Raw genomic sequence first — 14,465 nt, 5'->3', positions numbered from 1 at the left:
AGGCCGACCAGGACGCGCGCCTGGTCGACCAGCTCGCCGGGCCGGGATCCGGCGTCGGCGGTGGCGTCGGTCAGCGATCGGGCGGCGTCGGCCAGGTCGACGGCCTCCCGGATCGCGGCGAGCCGGGCGAGGGACGCGCGGGAGTAGGTGGTGGCATGGTCATCGCTCATGCGTCAAGGAAATCTTGACGAATCTCATGCGTCAAGGAAATCTTGTCGAAAAGGTGGGGTTCCATCTCGCCGACCATGATCACCGGCGGATACCAGACAGTGCGTCGGTTCTGTCCGGTATAGAAAACGGGGCGCGACGCGCTGACCTGGGCAAACGCCAGCGGGGTTCCGGGGCGCCAACGGACCGGCGGAGATCTGTCCGGTTTGCGGGGATTTCCGGGGCGGATATGCAGTCCCCATGCATGATCATGCAGGCCCTGATCGCCTCGCGCGCCCGCGCGTAGACCCCTCCCGAAACGCCCGAAACCCCCGGTCTACGGTGGAGAGGTGGCCACGGCCAGGAGGCGCTACTGCCGCCACTGCCGCCAGCCGTTGCGCGCCACGATGCGCGCCGACGCGCTCTACTGCGGCCCGGCCTGCCGGGCGGCCGCCCGCCGCAGCCGCCGCTACTGGATGAAGGTCTTCGCCGTCGACCTTGCCGCCGCCCGTGGCTTGCAGGACCGGATCGGCCGGCACTGCCCGGTGTGTGGGCGCTGGTTCGTGCCCGGCGTCGGCGTGCGACGCGACGCCCGCTACGACCGTCCGGCCTGCCGTACCGCGGCCTGGCGGGCCCGCCGGCGGAGGCGGTCACCCGCGCAGCCGCTACGTGAAGCCGTCACCGAATCCGCGGCCGTGACGGATACGGGCACGCCTGCACGCGGCTGACCTGCGCAGGCAGAGCGGTCCCCGTGGTCGGCCGTCTCGCTGACCCGGTCGGGCCTCCCGCCGGGACCGATCGGGCGCCTGATCGCTTATCTTGCTGCGTCCTTGCAGGTCAGCCGCGCGAACACATCGTGTCCGGCCGTTCACCCATCGTCACGAAGTGACGATGCCTTAGCACTGCCGGTTGATCGTGCTCTTGGGTCGATCTGGTCGTGGTGTCTCTGGTTCGCCTGTTAAGTCGGACTTTCTGCACAACTTGCTTTGCATGGTGGCCTGCAGAAATAGAACTAACTTTCGATAAGTGAGCTTAACGTAAGTCAAGATCACCCACGACAATGCAGGCTGTCACAAGATCATCCCGGCCGCCGGAATCGACCCCGGCCACGAGCCGACCCGTGACCCGGGCGCCGTCCTTGACTTTGTAAAGATCTTGGCCCGGGTCACGGTCCTGCGACTCCGAGGACACCGGAGGGGCTGACTGGCCCCGAGAAGCTCTGAAACGCATTGGGGGGGGGAGCCCGCACGGGTGGGTGTGATCGCCCGCCTGTGTGGCTCTCAGTGCGCTGTAGATCACCCGTAGCCAGTGGGTGAGGTGTTAGGCCAGGACATCGACGCGCTTCGCACCATCGAGGCGGCCGCTATCGAGGCGGTCGGACCAACAGGCCGCGCACTCGCCACCGGCCCGGCGGCCGGCACCGGGATGGATCGGGCAACTGGGCGCCGCCTCCGGCGAGGTTCGGGGCATCAGCCGGATCACCGGCGCGGGCAACTGCTCCAGGCGCGTGCTCCACACGGCGTACAGGGATCGCACGCCTTCCAGCTCGGTGACCAGCTCCTGGCGCAGTGCCTCCGGCGACCACCCCGCCGCCCAGGCCGCGGCGACGAGCACGGCCAGACGATCCCGCTGCTGCCTGCCCGGTTGACGACGCCACGGCAACGCTTCCACCCACGTCCCCGCCCCGTCGCTGAGGGTGTCCTCGGCTCTCGCCTCCTCCCCCTCCTCGTTATGGAGAGGCGCTTGTGACTGCCGGGGCGATTGCTCGGTTGGGGGGGCGGGGGGGGAGGTGTTCTTAGTCTTCTTAGAGACAGTCTTCTTAGAGACTCGGGGGTTCCCCGAGTCCCGGGAAACCCCCGAGTCGGGGCGACCTGCGGTTTCACGGTGTTTCCGCAGGTCGCCCCCGAGTCCGGGAATTCCCCGAGTCGGGGATGGCGTCCCGTCGAGCTTGGCTTGGCGCTTGGCTGCGCGATTCGTCGCGGCCTGAGTGGGCTCGATGAACTGCACCTGGCGGACGCCGGCCTCCCTGGCGATCGCTGTCAGGAGGTCTGCGATTTCCTCGTCGCTGGCGGGGGTGTCGTACACCACCACTTCGGTCGACCAGCGGTTCCCCTCGGTGCTCATGACCCGCACCTTGACGACGTACTGGGCCACCTGGAGCAGACCCATGGCGGCCGCCATGGCGTCCTCGCCGTAGCCGTAGCGCTTGCCGATGTCCGACAGGGTGATTTCCCAGCCGTCTCGGTGCCGTAGCAGCACGGTCAGCAGTCCCAGGGCCGTCAGGTCAAGGTGGGCGGCGTCGTCGATGGTCTCGTTGGGGACCGCCGCGAACCTCGGCTGGCGACCAGTGCGCTTCCTCATCGGACACCCCCGAGCAGGGACGTATCCGTGTGAATGTCCGTCTGAGCTACCGTGGTGGTAGCGAGTGAAGACACGATGTGATCTCTCTCGTCGAGGCTCAACCCGGTGAGTTTGGCGACTGTTGCGGGTTGAGCGAGTGGACCGGCGGTCCTGGTGCCCCGCGTGCGGGTTCCAGGGCCGCCGGTTTCTGCGTCTGGGGGGAGATTCTGTCCGGGGAGCAGCTTTACGTCTTGCCGACGGGCCCTCGGGAGGAGATCAATCCGGGATCGGGTACGTGTATGACCACGTGAACCGTGACGCGGCATGGACGCCTCTGGCGTACTCGATCACCCGGCCGTCAACGGTTCGGGTCGTGCGGCGTACCTCTACGACCGGCTCCCCTGCTGGCAGCTCCAGGAGAAGAGCCTCTTCAGTCGTAGGCATCCGGGCCGATAGATCCTCTGTGATCTCGTTCGGGTCGAATCCACGCTCAGCCAGGACGGCGAAACCGCCGCCACGGCCAGCGATGCCTGGCCTGGAATCGACGATCGACGTGCCCTCGACGTCCTCCTGCCGGTAGTACGAGGCCATGGTGTGCGTAGGCACACCTCCGCGGGTCATCACCCGAGCGCGCTCGTACACCTGCGATCCGACGTCTACGCCGAGCGCGGCCGCCACGGCCTCATCAGCCTCTACCAGGTCGACCTCTTGAGTCTGGCCACCTTGCTGCTGTGCGGATGCACTGTCCTTGTTGGTGTCGGCGTAGGCATCGACTGTGGTGATCTGCCACCGGTGGCGGGCGTATCGATCAGGGCCCAGTCGGCGAATCGGATAGGGCTCCCGCACGTACGCCCCAGACCCCGGCCGCGCTGTCACCAGCCCTTCAGCCTTCAGGATCGCTATGGCCTTGGTCGCCGTGTTACGGCTGACGCCGTAGCTCTCGGCGAGATCCCGTACCGGAGGAAGGCGCCCGCCAGGGGGCAGTACGCCGCTGGCAATGTCGGCTCGCAGGTTCTCTGCGATCTGCCGCGACGGAACCGTCTCTGCACTGTCTCGCATGACATCACCCTACCGAAATTGTCGTACGCCAATCTTGACCCTAGCCGTTCGTGCGCTTAGTGTCATTGGCGTACGACAATTGTCGTACGACGATTTGGGCGATTTGCAAGCGTCCGAATCAGCCTTCAGCAGAGCGGCCCCGGTGCTGGAACACCGAGGCCGCGAGGACAACTAGCCGTAGAGGAGCTAGAAGCCCATGGGAATCATCATCCCCCTGCCCCGAACTGCACCCGACCTCGACACCCGTCCGCTGGCCTACGCCCTGGCCCACATGGAGCCCGACCTGCGGGCCCTGGTCCTGCCGGGCGAGACCTGGGACGACATGATGACGCGCCGCGAGGCCGCCGCCGACATCCTCGACGACCTGCTCGCCGAGGCCGCCGCCGAGCTGGCCGACGCCGAGGCGGTGAGCTGGTGATGGAGTTCCTCATCGTCCTGACCCTGTCCAAGCCGTGCAGCGGCGGATTCCGGCAGGCCACCCTCATTCGGACCATCACGGCGGACCCGGGATCCACCCGCTCCGGCCTGCTGAGCTGGGCGCTCGACCAGGCCGGGCCGGAGTTGCAGGGTGCCAACGTCCTGTTCTTCTCCGCTGAGCCCAACGCCCTGCCCGCGACCCTCAAGGCGGTGCAGGGCTGATGACCTACACCACCACGTCCCAGACGCACGCCGACCAGGCCGACAAGCACCTGACCAGCGCCGCCGATGTCTCCTGCTACCAGACGGAATCCGCCCTCGACGCGCTGCGGAGGGCCCAGGTCGGCACCGGCCACGCTCTGCTGGCCATCCACCAGGAGCTCACGGAGCTGCGCGCCGACCTCGGCGAGCTCGCCGACATCGCCGCCGCGGTGCGGGAGCTGGCCGACGCGATCGGCCAGCAGCAGCCCCGGCGCCGCTGGTTCCGCAGGACGGGGGCCGGCCGATGAGCATCACTCCCCCGATCTCGGCGCCGATGCCCGACCCCGAGGAGGTCGCGCGCGGCCTGGCCGAGCTGGAGCTGTATGTGGCTGCGAAGACCCCGGTTCTTCCTGCGCCGGCCCCGACCATCGAGGTCCTGGAGGAGGGCGAGACCAAGCGGGTGCGTGAGCTGCGCGCCCGGGTCGCCGAGGCGCACCGCCTGGTCGAGCTGCAGGACGATGACGCGCCGCTGCTGGTCGACACCTCCAAGGTGCGCAAGCGCCGTGTCCGAGTCGCTGAGGCCGCCCGGCTGTACCAGCTCTCCCAGGACCCTGCCGAGCTGGCCTGGCGGGATGCCCGGGTGCGGCGGACCACCACGGTCATGGCGATGTCGGCGGCCACCATCGCGTTGGGCGTGTCCTCGATCGGTGTGCAAGCCTCCGTCGCCAAGGGACTCAAGCTCGGCGACGACACGGTCGGCTGGTGGGCCGCGTTCGGCGTGGAGCCGATCCTGTCGCTGCCGCTGCTGGCGGCCGTGACCGTCCAGGCGTACGCGGCGATGCGCGGCCGGGCCGTCGACCGCAAGAGCCCGGAGGGCCGCAAGCTCCTCAAGGCCGAGGCGCTGTTGCTCGGGCTGACGCTCGTGCTCAACTGCTGGCCCGCGATCAAGTGGAGCGGCTTCGATCTGCTGCCGCTGGTCGTCCACTCGCTCGGGCCGCTCGGCGCGGTGACCGCGATCTGGCTGCTGCCGACCCTGTGGGCGATCCTCGGGGCGCTGCCCGCCGGGAGGGGTACTGCCGGGGGTACTGGGCGGCTGATCAGGGAGAACGCCTCCGATGAACCTGGCGAGGAGTACACCCAGTACACCCCGGGCGGGGTCGACATCGAGGCCCTGGCCGACCGGGCCCAGCAACTGATCGACGCCGGACAGCTGCCCGCCTCGCCTGGCATCCACAAGATCCGTCACGCGCTCGGGTGCGGCGTCGACGTCGCCCGCCGGGTCCAGATCGCTCTGGGCGGGGGTGCGTGATGGCCCGCGCGAAGAAGAAGACCGCCGCGCCGCCGGCCGTGGTCCGGCACCGCCCGAAGGTCGTCCGCGCCGTCGACGGCACCGGCACGGTCTACCGGCTGGTGTGCCCCTGCGGGACGACCGGCCGCGAGTGGTACGGCCGTGGCCCCGCCCAGGAGGAGCTGGAGCGGCACCTGGCCGCGCTGCCGGTCGTCCCGGCCGCCCAGCAGTGCCAGGCCCCCCGGCGGCATGACCGCCGCGCCTGGGAGCCGTGCCTGGTGTGCGAGCTCCAGACCGCCCTGTTCGACCTGGAGGTGGCCCGGTGAGCCGCCCCCGCCGCAGCGTCCGACCCTCAGGTGTGGGCGCCCACCTGCTCGGCGCGGCCGTCGTCTCGGCGCTGGCCTGGTGGCTGCTTCCCCTGACCAGCCTGCCCGCCCTGGCGGCCTCCTGGCTGGCCGGGGTGGTGGCCGGCCTGTCGGTGCTGTCGGTGCTCGCGGCCGCCCGCCGCGCCGCCGTGGCCACCCTGTCCGCGTCTGCCCCCCGTCCCCGGCCCCGCCGGAGTCCGCGAGGTGCCCGATGAACAACACCACCGACGAGCCCCAGGCCGTCGAGACGGTCGAGGCCGCGCCCGCCGAGGTCGCACCGATCGAGGGGACCGTCCTGCCCGCCGCGATGCCGGTCCCGGCGCCTGAGCCGGACGAGACCGACGACGACCTCGACGAGGACGAGCGGCCCGAGGGCATCCCGGCGGCGCACCTGGCCGCCGGGGGCCTGTCCAGCGCGGCCGTGACGCTCGGCAGCCTCTATCAGCTGCTCGGCCTGCCCGGTCTGATCGGCGGGGCGGTGCTGAGCGGCGGCGGCGCCATCGCCTACGTTCGCCACCGCCACCAGCGTCGTCAGCGCTCCACGTGGGGGGTGAGCTGGGAGGACGGCAAGGGCGGCCGTGGTCCTGGTCGCCGGAGCCGTTCCGGCGGCGGTGGCGCTTTCGGGGCGCTGCGCAGTGAGGGCCGTTCCTCCCGCTCGGCCGGCCGCTCGACCGGCGGTGGACTGCTGGCCGGCCGCAAGGGCCGCTCGACCGGCGGCGCGTCCCGCTCCGGTGGCGCCGCTGCCTCCGGGTACGGCTCGACCGGCCGCGCCCGCCCTGCTGGTCGGGGCCGCGACTCCTCGGCGGCCACGAGCGCCCGGTCGACGACCCGCCAGGGCACGAGCGCGAAGAGCGCCCAGGGCGCGACCCGGCAGCGGGGGCCGCTGCAGAACGTCCGGCACGCGGCGGCCTCGACCGGCCGGGCCGCGCGTAACTTCGGCCGTACCGCGCGCCGGGCCGGCGCTGGGACCGCTCGCGCGGTCCGCAGCAGTGCCAGCCAGGTCCGCAAGGGCGCCGCGTGGGCCGATGCCAAGACCGGGGACCGCGCGGGGCGGGCCTACCGCGCCACCACGGCCGCCACGCGCCGAGCTGCTCGCGCGACCGGCCGGGCCGCCGCCTCCCAGGCGCGCCGGGCCGGGGCGTGGGCCGACCGCAAGACCGGCCAGCGCGTCAGCACCGCCTGGCACGCCACCCGCGGCGCCGAAGGGTTCCGCGCCGCCCGACGTCGCGCGGCCGCCACGCTGGGCGGGTGGGACGCGCAGCTGACCGCCACGCTGGTCGCCCTGGTGGCGCTGCTGGTCGACCGCTGGCGCGCCCGCCAGGCCGTGGCCGCCGAGCAGGCCGACAAGGACGCGCAGGCCGCTGCCGAGGCCGCCGAGGACGGCAGTGGGGACGGCCCGCGTGACCCGGCGCTGACCCGGGTCATCGCCTGCCCCCGATGCAAGGCCGAGCACACCGTGACCATCCCCGCCGACGAGTTCGACACCTGGATCCGCTGCGGCTGCGGATTGAAGATCTGCGTCTTTCGGGAGCCGGTCGACCCGCCCGAGCACGTCATGGCCGAGCTGGCTGAGGAGATGGCCGCCGACTCCGGCGCGGACGACCGCCGCCGGCCCCCCTCCACCACCGCATCACCCATCCACACCAGGAGGAACCGATCCGTGAGCGCCAACCCGCTGGCCGCCGCTGCGGCCGAGGTCAACGCCGCCGCCGCCGCGCACGCGCCCGCCGACATGTGGGACGTCGCCCGGGAGCTGGACCAGCTGCACGAGGTGCCGGCCAACATCGCGATGGCCGTGCGCACCTACACCATGCGCCTGCAGGGCGAATACCCCATCGACCCGGCCGTGGTCGACGCCATCCACCAGCTGTATCAGGGCCTGGCGCAGCTGGTGCCGGTCGCCGAGGAGATCGCGGTCATGTTCCGCACCGCGCACGCCGAGGACCTCAAGCGCGAGGAGGCGCCGCGTACCAACGAGCAGATGTGGGACGTCGGCCGCATCTGAGCTGCCCGATTCCACGCACACGGAAGGAGATGACGATGGTGGGCACCAAGACCAAGGCCACGACCAAGCAGCCGGTGGACTGGTCGCTGACGCCGCGCGGGCCGGTCTCGGCGGCGGTGCAGGGCTCCCTTGCCCTGGCCGCGGCCGCGACGGTCGGCGACGCGGTGGCGTTGTCGCCGGTCTGGGGCGGCGCGGCCACCGCGGCCGGGGCGCTGGCCCTGGTGGTCGCTGGTGCCCACCGCCAGCTCGCTCCGGCGGCGCTGCTGTATCGGCTGGGCTGCTGGGTCGGCGCCGGCGCCTGGTGGACCTGGACGCTGGTCGACACCCCGTGGTCGCAGAGTTCCTGGGCGGCGCTGGGGATCGGCGCGATGACCGCAGGACTCATGGCGCCGCTGGGCCGCGTCACCAAGAAGACCAAAGCCCGGCCGGGCAGTGCCCTGGTGCTGCGCTCGACCTCCGGCCTGGCCGCCGACTGGGAGGCGCGCATCCGCCGGGTCTGCCGGGCGCCGGTCATCGTCACCGACGTGCGGGCATGGGACAACGGCGCCGGCTATGACGTGCTGGTGACGCTGCCGCCGTCCGGCGTGACCCGCGCTGACATCGCTGGCCGCGCCGAGAGCCTGGCCACGGCCGCCGACCTGCCCGAGGGGTGCAGCGTGGAGGTGCGCGGCGTGGCCGGTGCCGGCCGTAGTCAGGTGATGGTGCGGGTCTCGACGGTCAACCGGATCGCCCAGGTCATCGGCTACCCGGCCGACTACAGTCCCCGCTCGATCCTGGAGCCGATCGTGCTGGGCGAGCACGCCAACTCGGATGTGGCCGGCGCCGAGGTGCGCGAGGAGGCGGCGCTGATCGCGGGCAAGCGCGGCTCGGGGAAGACCACGTTGCTGCAGGTGGTGTCGATCGCGTTGGGCCGCTGCCGCGACAACCTGGTCTGGCACCTGGACCTCAACGGCGGCGGTCTCACCCAGCCGTGGATCGACGTGTGGTTGGACGGGCGGGCCGCACGGTGCCCGATCGACTGGGCCGCGCCGAACCTGGCCGAGGGCAAGCTGATGCTGGCCTCGGCGATCTCGATCGCCAAGCACCGCAAGGCCAGCTACCGCAAGCTCAAGCGCGCCCACAACGCGAGCCTGCTGCCGGTCAGCGCGGACCTGCCGCAGATCACCATCGTGGTCGACGAGGGCGCCAACGCCGTTGCCGACCGCGACCTAGCCAAGCTGCTGGGTGAGCTGCAGAACATCGGCCGTAACGAGGCGGTCAACCTGGTCATCTCCAGCCTGCGGCCGACCGGTGACCTGGTGCCGGTCAACATGCGCAAGCAGTCCGGCGTGCGGGTGCAGATGTATGGCCCCGACCCCGAGGAGCTGGCACACATGTTCGGCTGGTCGGTCAACGGCAAGCTGAGCATGGACCAGCTCGGCGGCAAGGGCACCGGGTTCCTGTCGCTGGACGGCTCGTTTCCGCGGCCGTTTCGCGGCTACAACGTGCTGCCCGCCCAGGTGGAAGACGCCGCGCTGGCCATCGCGGCGCTGCGCCCGGACCTGGACGCCGCTTCCGCCCAGGCGGCCGGCCCGGCGTATGCGAGTCGGCTGGAGCGGATGCGGCGCGTGTTCGCCGACCGCGACGGCCAGGACGACGAGCTGGAGACGTCCGCGTCCACGCTGCCCGCGCCCCAGACACCGCCGCGCCGCCTGACGGTGCTGCCCGGCGGCGCCAACGCCAGCGAGTGGGCCGACCCGCCGACCCTGGCCGGCCGGACCCGCCCGGCCGTCTCGACGGCCTCGGCTGCGGACTGGCCGGAGCCTCGCATGGTCGGCCGTCTGCGGGCCGAGCAGATGCACCCCGTCCCGGCGGCCGCGCCCGCCGCTGCGGTGCGCCCGGTCCCGCAGATCGTCACCCGCGCCCTGGCGACGATCGACGACGCGGGCGATGACCGGATGCACTCGGCGACCCTGGCCGAGGCCCTGGGCTTGACCCCGACCGACCTGGCGGCGCTGCTGCGCCCGCTGGGCGTCACCACCCTGCCCCGGGCGTTCCTGCGCGGCGGCCGGGAAGCGCGCGGTTACGCCCGTGAGGACCTGTCGGTGGCTGCGGAGCGTATCGGCCGGGGCGAGATCGACGTCCCGGCCGACGTGGCCGCCTGGCCCGCCGCGTAGCTGTCCGGGCCGGACGTCCGGCCCGGACACCCGAACACCCCCGGACATCCGCCCCGGATGCCCTTCTGAACGGCCGAAACGCTGCTCCGTCCGGGGTGTCCGGGGGGTTGAGAGACCCCCGGTTTCCCGCCTCCAGGCGCCCCGGACCCCTCCCTCTGCCACCCCGGACACCCGGACACCCGCCCCGTCAGGCAGGGGCCGGCACCCGGCTAGCTCTCCCGCCCGCCTGTCACTCCCCGTCACCGCAAAGGACATGCCATGGCTCCCCGGACCGCCCCGTTCGCCCCCGCCGCTGTCCGCGTCCCCGACGCCTCGACGGCCGCCGGCCCCGCCCAGGAGGCGACGCTGCCGGGCCTGGCCGAGCTGACCAGCGCCCTGGCATGCGCCGTGCACGCCCCGGCCGTGCTCGTCACCGTCGACCCCACGCTGGAGGACGGCGCCCTGGCCTACGGCACGGGATGCGACTCGGTGCCGCGGGTGGTCCTCGGCGCCGAGCTGCTGGCCGATGAGATGCGGCTGCGCGGCGTCCTGGCCCACGAGATCGCCCACCACGCCCTGGCCCACGGCCGGGGCGCCATCCACCGATGGCAGATCGCCTCGCATGTCGCCGGCGGCGCCGCGCTGGCCGCCGTCATCATCGGCCTGCCGGTCTGGATGGTCCTCGCCTGCGCCGCTGCCGCGATCGGCGCGCACCTGGCCGCCGCCCGGGTGCAGCGGCGCGAGGAGTACGACGCCGACACCTACTCGGTGCAGCTGCTGGAGGCGGCCGGCCTGGACGGGCGGGCGATCGTCGCCACGACCCTGGCCGCCGTCCCGCAGGAGACCCGCTGGTATCGGCTGGCCGGGTGGATCGGCGGCAGCCACCCCACCCCGGACGCGCGCCGCCGCAACATCGCCCACAGCCGCCGGGCGCTGGTCCTCAGCATCCGTTCCTGACCCCGGCGTGGTCGTTGCGTGTCGCCCCCGGAACCCGGCCCGGGGGCGGCCCGGAGCGCCCACCCGGACGCCCGACAAATACATCAGGGGCCTCCCGCCGCAAAACGAAGGGCCCCTGACGTCCCAGATGGGAGACACCAGGATGGCACAGCGCGGACAGTGGCCGGCCGGAGCCAACACCCCCGAGCGCAAGCCCTACCGCTGCCCCGGTTGCGGAGCCACCAGCAGCACCCCGATCAACCACGACCACTCCAAGCCGAAGAAGAAGTGACGGCCGCCGAGACGGAGGACACATGCCTACCTGCGACAACTGCGGGGCCCCGCTGCCTCATGGGGGCCGGTACTGCTCGACCGACTGCCGAGAGATTTGCGAAGACGACGCGTAGCCGTCTGACCTGAACGGAAAGCGGGCCCGGAGGATCATCCTCCGGGCCCGCTTCGTGTACTCGATGGTGAATCCCCAGCTCATCAGACACGGGACCACGGCTTTTCCGTGGTCCCGTGTCCGACGTCAGCTTCGGGCGGCGATCCTGACGGCGAGGCCGCCGTCCCAGTCGGCTACCAGGGTGGCCAGCAGGGCGCGCAGCACCGCCGCGCCCGTGGTGTCGTGGGTGGCGGCCCACGTCTTCAGATCCCGGTAGAGCGGAGGGTCGAGATCATAGGTCGTTTTCACCACGGAACCACGGGGCACCTGTGGTCCCGTGTCCGCGAGCGCGTCGCCGACGACGGCCTGGAGCGCCGCGTCGGCCACCAGCTCGGCGATGAGGGCACGCACGACCGGCGCCACACCGACCAGACCGTGCTGTGCCGCCCAGACCCGCACCTCGCGCAGGAGCTTGGGCGACAGGTCGAACGTCGCCTTGTACGGCTTCACCCGGACCACGGGACCACGGGATGCCTGTGGTTCCGTGGGTGTCTGACGTGCGGCGGCGGCGGCCATGCTGCCTCGGTGAGAGCGGGCCATCATCCGCCGGCCCGCCAGGTGAGGATCTCCTCTGCGGCCACCGCGTAGGCCGTACCGGCGGCCGTCACGGGAGCGCCGTGGCTTTGGGCGAACAACTCCAGCCGCGGGATGCGGGCGGCGAGCACGCGGTGGCCCTGGTCGGTGAGCGCCTCGGCGGCCTCCTCGGTGCTGGCCGCCCGGGAGACGCACCGGTTCAGCAGCACGCACGTGGGCAGCGGCTCGGCGCGCAGCGCGTCGACCTCCTCGACGATCCGCAGGACTGGGGCCATGCGGTCGACCTCCACCGTGGTCGGCGCGACCGGGACGATGCCGACGTCGGCCACCCGCAGCGCCGAGATGGCGATGCCCTGGTGGTCCTCGATGGGCGGGGAGTCGATGACCACGTGGTCATGGTCGACCGCGATGCGCGGCAGGGTGCGATGCAGATCCCGGGTGGCCAGGCTGATCACCTCGAACGGCATCGGCGCCCGTGCGTGCCAGCGCTCGGCCGACCCCATGCCGTCCGACAGGTCGGGCGCCAGTTTGAGGTGGGCCCCGCCGGGGTCGGCGCCGACCAGCAGCACCTTGTGGCCCAACTCGTGCAGGGCGTGGGCAAGCCAGACGGAGCTGGTGGTCTTGGCCGTGCCGGGTTTGAGGTTCGTGACGGTCCAGATAGGCATGTCGGGCACGATACGGGGACACGGGGTCCCCGTGGTCCTGTGGCGCGCTGATCTGGTCATTCGATGGCAAGGCCCGACGAAGGAGGGTCGCGGCAGCCGATCGCCCCGACCACCGACCGACCTTGCTTCGACGGGCGATCGTCACGGCATCAGCCGGCCGGATATCGGGAGATACCTTGGTCCGCTTTCTGGGCTAGGCGGCCCCGGAGAGCGGGACCGAGCGCGCGTGGCGGCGGCGGCCGGGACCGGCCCCCAGGCCGCATGCCCGGCCGCCTGGCCGGCGGAGCGCGCGGCGGGCCGCGCCGGGCGCGGGCCGCCCTTGACCCCTATAAGAACAATTCGGCAACTGGCTCATGACCCATCCGGGCATGGACGCGGGGTCGTCGATCAGGGTCCATGGAGGCATGGCCAAGTCATCGCGTCCCAACCTCAAGGCGTCAGCGTCGGAGTTGCAGTCGTTCGCCGATCGCACGGGGGATCCGCAGTTGAAGGCGATCGCCCGCGAGATGCAGTCGTTTGCGGACAAGCAGGAGAACCCACCACAGCGCGGGCAGTGATTCTTTCGGCAACGGCGTCGGGCCGCTTCTCGGCCTGCTCCTGGTCCTCGTCGACGAGGCGCTCGATTCTTTCGGCAGCCGTCTGTCGAGGGCCTGGGCGTCGCGGGCCGGGACCGGCCGGAGAGCCGCAGCCCGGCCCACGAACGCCGGCGGCCCGCCGTGGCGGGCCGCCCTTGAAACCGTAGAGAAAGTTCTCATCCGCCACGTTGGCCAACGTGCCCTCTAGACGCTAGAGGGCAGGTCAGGCCCCGGATCGGCCTCTAGGAAACCCTCTAGGTCTAGAGGGACCGGCCTCTAGACCTAGAGGGGTGTCGTCAGTCCCAGTCCGGCGGCTGCTCTCCGGTCTCGTCGGCGATCCGGCAGACCTCGCCGCAGTAGTCGGATCCGGCCGTGGTGATCGGCGCCGAGCAGATGATGCACTCGGCGGGCGCGGTGGTCTCGGTCATCGGCGGTGCGCTCCCGTTCATCAAGATGCATTGGTACATCGGGGTCGGGTCGCGCGGATTATTTCGGCAGTGCGCCGGCCGAGGGGGGCCAGGCGCGCATTCTGCAGGCGCGTCCCCGGCACAGCCGCGTCGGGTCGGCCGCGGCGACGCTGATGGCTTGGGCGGCATCCAGGCGTCCGCTGCGGCCCGAGGTCAGGCAGCAAGCGGCCTCGGGGATCATGGGGTCGCCGCGGGTGACGGCGCGGTGCAGCCTGTCCAGTCGCGTCGTGGGGCCGGCCTCCGCGGCCAGCGGGGGAGCGACCACCGGGACGTGGCCCTCGGGGGCGGCGGGGGCGCTGGGGAGCCGGTAGGGCTCCATCGGGCCGCGGCGGAGCTCGCTCATCAGCGGGGCCGGTTGCCGGTCAGCTCGGCCAGGCGGGCGCGGGCGTCGGCCAGGACGTCCAGGGTCGCCGCGTCGCCGGGCAGCTCGATGAGCAGCCGTTCATACAGGGCGACCTTCCGGCGGGCCAGGCCGATCTCCAGATGCCGGTGGCGGTGCGCGTCGTCGGGGGCGTCGTCGCCGGCGAGCAGGCTCACCGCCTCGGTGACCATGGCCGACTCCTCGGCCGCGGCCGCCGGGGCCAGGGCGGCGCCGATCGGATCGGTCTTGTCCGGCTCGGTGGGCAGGCGGTGGGCCTGCCACCACTCGGTGAGCATCTCCACCGTCGGCCGCGGGTCGCCGCCCACGGCGTGGCCCAGGTACTCGGTGGAGATTTCGGGGTGCAGCCAGGCCAGCAGCGCGCGGCGGCGGAAGTCCTTCTCGGCGTCGCCGTAGCGGCTCTGTGCGGCCTGCTTGGAGATGTCGCCCAGGTTCCAGCCGATCGTCTCCCAGCTGGTGCCCTTGAGCCGCTCGTGGATGACGGTGTAGGCCAGGACCTCGCGGGCC

The 14,465-nt window shown here is 72.0% G+C and carries 19 protein-coding genes; 12 read left to right on the top strand and 7 right to left on the bottom strand.

What is annotated here, in order from left to right:
- The first annotated feature begins 497 nt into the window (after nt 1–497).
- Complete coding sequence (locus tag J2S55_RS48190) at nt 498–875, top strand: hypothetical protein (protein ID WP_306876442.1); 378 nt, start codon at nt 498–500, stop codon at nt 873–875.
- A gap of 592 nt (nt 876–1,467) precedes the next feature.
- Here J2S55_RS48190 and J2S55_RS48185 read toward each other — a convergent pair.
- Nucleotides 1,468–2,508 carry a hypothetical protein gene (locus tag J2S55_RS48185; protein ID WP_306876440.1) on the bottom strand — a complete coding sequence of 347 codons (1,041 nt, stop codon included), beginning with the start codon at nt 2,506–2,508 and terminating at the stop codon, nt 1,468–1,470.
- 255 nt (nt 2,509–2,763) lie between these two features.
- The gene (locus J2S55_RS48180) at nt 2,764–3,546 is read right to left on the bottom strand and encodes a GntR family transcriptional regulator (RefSeq protein WP_306876439.1); all 783 of its coding nucleotides are present in this window, start codon (nt 3,544–3,546) and stop codon (nt 2,764–2,766) included.
- 196 nt (nt 3,547–3,742) lie between these two features.
- Here J2S55_RS48180 and J2S55_RS48175 point away from each other — a divergent pair, with 196 nt between their 5' ends.
- The 10 genes from J2S55_RS48175 (at nt 3,743) to J2S55_RS48130 (ending at nt 11,185) form a co-directional block, all read left to right on the top strand.
- A complete protein-coding gene (locus J2S55_RS48175) occupies nt 3,743–3,964 on the top strand; it encodes a hypothetical protein (protein WP_306876438.1) in 222 nt (73 codons plus the stop codon).
- A complete protein-coding gene (locus tag J2S55_RS48170) occupies nt 3,964–4,185 on the top strand; it encodes a hypothetical protein (RefSeq protein WP_306876436.1) in 222 nt (73 codons plus the stop codon). The genes J2S55_RS48175 and J2S55_RS48170 overlap by 1 nt, the downstream gene beginning before the upstream one ends.
- Nucleotides 4,185–4,472 carry a hypothetical protein gene (locus tag J2S55_RS48165; protein WP_306876433.1) on the top strand — a complete coding sequence of 96 codons (288 nt, stop codon included), beginning with the start codon at nt 4,185–4,187 and terminating at the stop codon, nt 4,470–4,472. The genes J2S55_RS48170 and J2S55_RS48165 overlap by 1 nt, the downstream gene beginning before the upstream one ends.
- On the top strand, nt 4,469–5,473 hold the full coding sequence (locus J2S55_RS48160; protein ID WP_306876431.1) for a hypothetical protein: 1,005 nt from the start codon (nt 4,469–4,471) through the stop codon (nt 5,471–5,473). The genes J2S55_RS48165 and J2S55_RS48160 overlap by 4 nt, the downstream gene beginning before the upstream one ends.
- On the top strand, nt 5,473–5,778 hold the full coding sequence (locus J2S55_RS48155) for a hypothetical protein (RefSeq protein WP_306876430.1): 306 nt from the start codon (nt 5,473–5,475) through the stop codon (nt 5,776–5,778). The genes J2S55_RS48160 and J2S55_RS48155 overlap by 1 nt, the downstream gene beginning before the upstream one ends.
- Nucleotides 5,775–6,032, top strand: a complete 258-nt coding sequence (locus J2S55_RS48150; RefSeq protein ID WP_306876428.1) for a hypothetical protein — start codon at nt 5,775–5,777, stop codon at nt 6,030–6,032. Before J2S55_RS48155 ends, J2S55_RS48150 begins: the two co-directional genes overlap by 4 nt.
- Entirely contained in the window at nt 6,029–7,822 is a 1,794-nt protein-coding gene (locus J2S55_RS48145; protein WP_306876427.1) for a TrbL/VirB6 family protein, read from the top strand. The genes J2S55_RS48150 and J2S55_RS48145 overlap by 4 nt, the downstream gene beginning before the upstream one ends.
- 35 nt (nt 7,823–7,857) lie before the next feature.
- Nucleotides 7,858–9,978: a hypothetical protein gene (locus J2S55_RS48140; RefSeq protein ID WP_306876425.1), complete on the top strand. Its 2,121-nt coding sequence runs from the start codon at nt 7,858–7,860 to the stop codon at nt 9,976–9,978.
- Between the two features lie 258 nt (nt 9,979–10,236).
- The gene (locus J2S55_RS48135) at nt 10,237–10,914 is read left to right on the top strand and encodes a M48 family metalloprotease (protein WP_306876424.1); all 678 of its coding nucleotides are present in this window, start codon (nt 10,237–10,239) and stop codon (nt 10,912–10,914) included.
- A gap of 142 nt (nt 10,915–11,056) precedes the next feature.
- Complete coding sequence (locus tag J2S55_RS48130) at nt 11,057–11,185, top strand: hypothetical protein (protein WP_306876423.1); 129 nt, start codon at nt 11,057–11,059, stop codon at nt 11,183–11,185.
- A gap of 240 nt (nt 11,186–11,425) precedes the next feature.
- Here the strand turns inward: J2S55_RS48130 and J2S55_RS48125 are convergent, their stop codons facing one another.
- Nucleotides 11,426–11,797, bottom strand: a complete 372-nt coding sequence (locus J2S55_RS48125) for a hypothetical protein (RefSeq protein ID WP_306876421.1) — start codon at nt 11,795–11,797, stop codon at nt 11,426–11,428.
- 80 nt (nt 11,798–11,877) lie between these two features.
- Nucleotides 11,878–12,537: an AAA family ATPase gene (locus J2S55_RS48120; RefSeq protein ID WP_306876420.1), complete on the bottom strand. Its 660-nt coding sequence runs from the start codon at nt 12,535–12,537 to the stop codon at nt 11,878–11,880.
- Nucleotides 12,538–12,941: 404 nt separating this feature from the next.
- On the opposite strand from J2S55_RS48120, the gene J2S55_RS48115 reads away from it, so the two are divergent.
- Nucleotides 12,942–13,094, top strand: a complete 153-nt coding sequence (locus J2S55_RS48115; RefSeq protein WP_306876418.1) for a hypothetical protein — start codon at nt 12,942–12,944, stop codon at nt 13,092–13,094.
- A gap of 314 nt (nt 13,095–13,408) precedes the next feature.
- On the opposite strand, the gene J2S55_RS48110 is transcribed toward J2S55_RS48115, so the two are convergent.
- The 3 genes from J2S55_RS48110 to J2S55_RS48100 form a co-directional block, all read right to left on the bottom strand.
- Nucleotides 13,409–13,540 carry a hypothetical protein gene (locus tag J2S55_RS48110; RefSeq protein WP_306876416.1) on the bottom strand — a complete coding sequence of 44 codons (132 nt, stop codon included), beginning with the start codon at nt 13,538–13,540 and terminating at the stop codon, nt 13,409–13,411.
- Nucleotides 13,541–13,598: 58 nt separating this feature from the next.
- Nucleotides 13,599–13,922 carry a hypothetical protein gene (locus tag J2S55_RS48105; protein WP_306876414.1) on the bottom strand — a complete coding sequence of 108 codons (324 nt, stop codon included), beginning with the start codon at nt 13,920–13,922 and terminating at the stop codon, nt 13,599–13,601.
- On the bottom strand, nt 13,922–14,465 hold a 544-nt coding region (locus J2S55_RS48100; RefSeq protein WP_306876413.1), incomplete at its 5' end, for a hypothetical protein. The genes J2S55_RS48105 and J2S55_RS48100, both read right to left, overlap by 1 nt.

Origin of the sequence: Streptosporangium brasiliense (assembly GCF_030811595.1) — a bacterium.
Taxonomy (GTDB): domain Bacteria; phylum Actinomycetota; class Actinomycetes; order Streptosporangiales; family Streptosporangiaceae; genus Streptosporangium; species Streptosporangium brasiliense.
The sequence above is the reverse complement of the archived record's forward strand: the minus strand, read 5'-3'. Positions and strand labels throughout refer to the sequence as shown.

Excerpts from the sequence above, each read along its gene's own strand:
- J2S55_RS48160 (WP_306876431.1), top strand. The coding sequence starts at position 4,469 with ATGAGCATCACTCCCCCGATCTCGGCGCCGATGCCCGACCCCGAGGAG.
- J2S55_RS48140 (WP_306876425.1), top strand. The coding sequence starts at position 7,858 with ATGGTGGGCACCAAGACCAAGGCCACGACCAAGCAGCCGGTGGACTGG.
- J2S55_RS48120 (WP_306876420.1), bottom strand. The coding sequence starts at position 12,537 with ATGCCTATCTGGACCGTCACGAACCTCAAACCCGGCACGGCCAAGACC.
- J2S55_RS48145 (WP_306876427.1), top strand. The coding sequence starts at position 6,029 with ATGAACAACACCACCGACGAGCCCCAGGCCGTCGAGACGGTCGAGGCC.
- J2S55_RS48165 (WP_306876433.1), top strand. The coding sequence starts at position 4,185 with ATGACCTACACCACCACGTCCCAGACGCACGCCGACCAGGCCGACAAG.
- J2S55_RS48170 (WP_306876436.1), top strand. The coding sequence starts at position 3,964 with ATGGAGTTCCTCATCGTCCTGACCCTGTCCAAGCCGTGCAGCGGCGGA.
- J2S55_RS48105 (WP_306876414.1), bottom strand. The coding sequence starts at position 13,922 with ATGAGCGAGCTCCGCCGCGGCCCGATGGAGCCCTACCGGCTCCCCAGC.
- J2S55_RS48155 (WP_306876430.1), top strand. The coding sequence starts at position 5,473 with ATGGCCCGCGCGAAGAAGAAGACCGCCGCGCCGCCGGCCGTGGTCCGG.
- J2S55_RS48175 (WP_306876438.1), top strand. The coding sequence starts at position 3,743 with ATGGGAATCATCATCCCCCTGCCCCGAACTGCACCCGACCTCGACACC.
- J2S55_RS48110 (WP_306876416.1), bottom strand. The coding sequence starts at position 13,540 with ATGACCGAGACCACCGCGCCCGCCGAGTGCATCATCTGCTCGGCGCCG.
- J2S55_RS48185 (WP_306876440.1), bottom strand. The coding sequence starts at position 2,508 with ATGAGGAAGCGCACTGGTCGCCAGCCGAGGTTCGCGGCGGTCCCCAAC.
- J2S55_RS48115 (WP_306876418.1), top strand. The coding sequence starts at position 12,942 with ATGGCCAAGTCATCGCGTCCCAACCTCAAGGCGTCAGCGTCGGAGTTG.
- J2S55_RS48180 (WP_306876439.1), bottom strand. The coding sequence starts at position 3,546 with ATGCGAGACAGTGCAGAGACGGTTCCGTCGCGGCAGATCGCAGAGAAC.
- J2S55_RS48130 (WP_306876423.1), top strand. The coding sequence starts at position 11,057 with ATGGCACAGCGCGGACAGTGGCCGGCCGGAGCCAACACCCCCGAGCGC.
- J2S55_RS48135 (WP_306876424.1), top strand. The coding sequence starts at position 10,237 with ATGGCTCCCCGGACCGCCCCGTTCGCCCCCGCCGCTGTCCGCGTCCCC.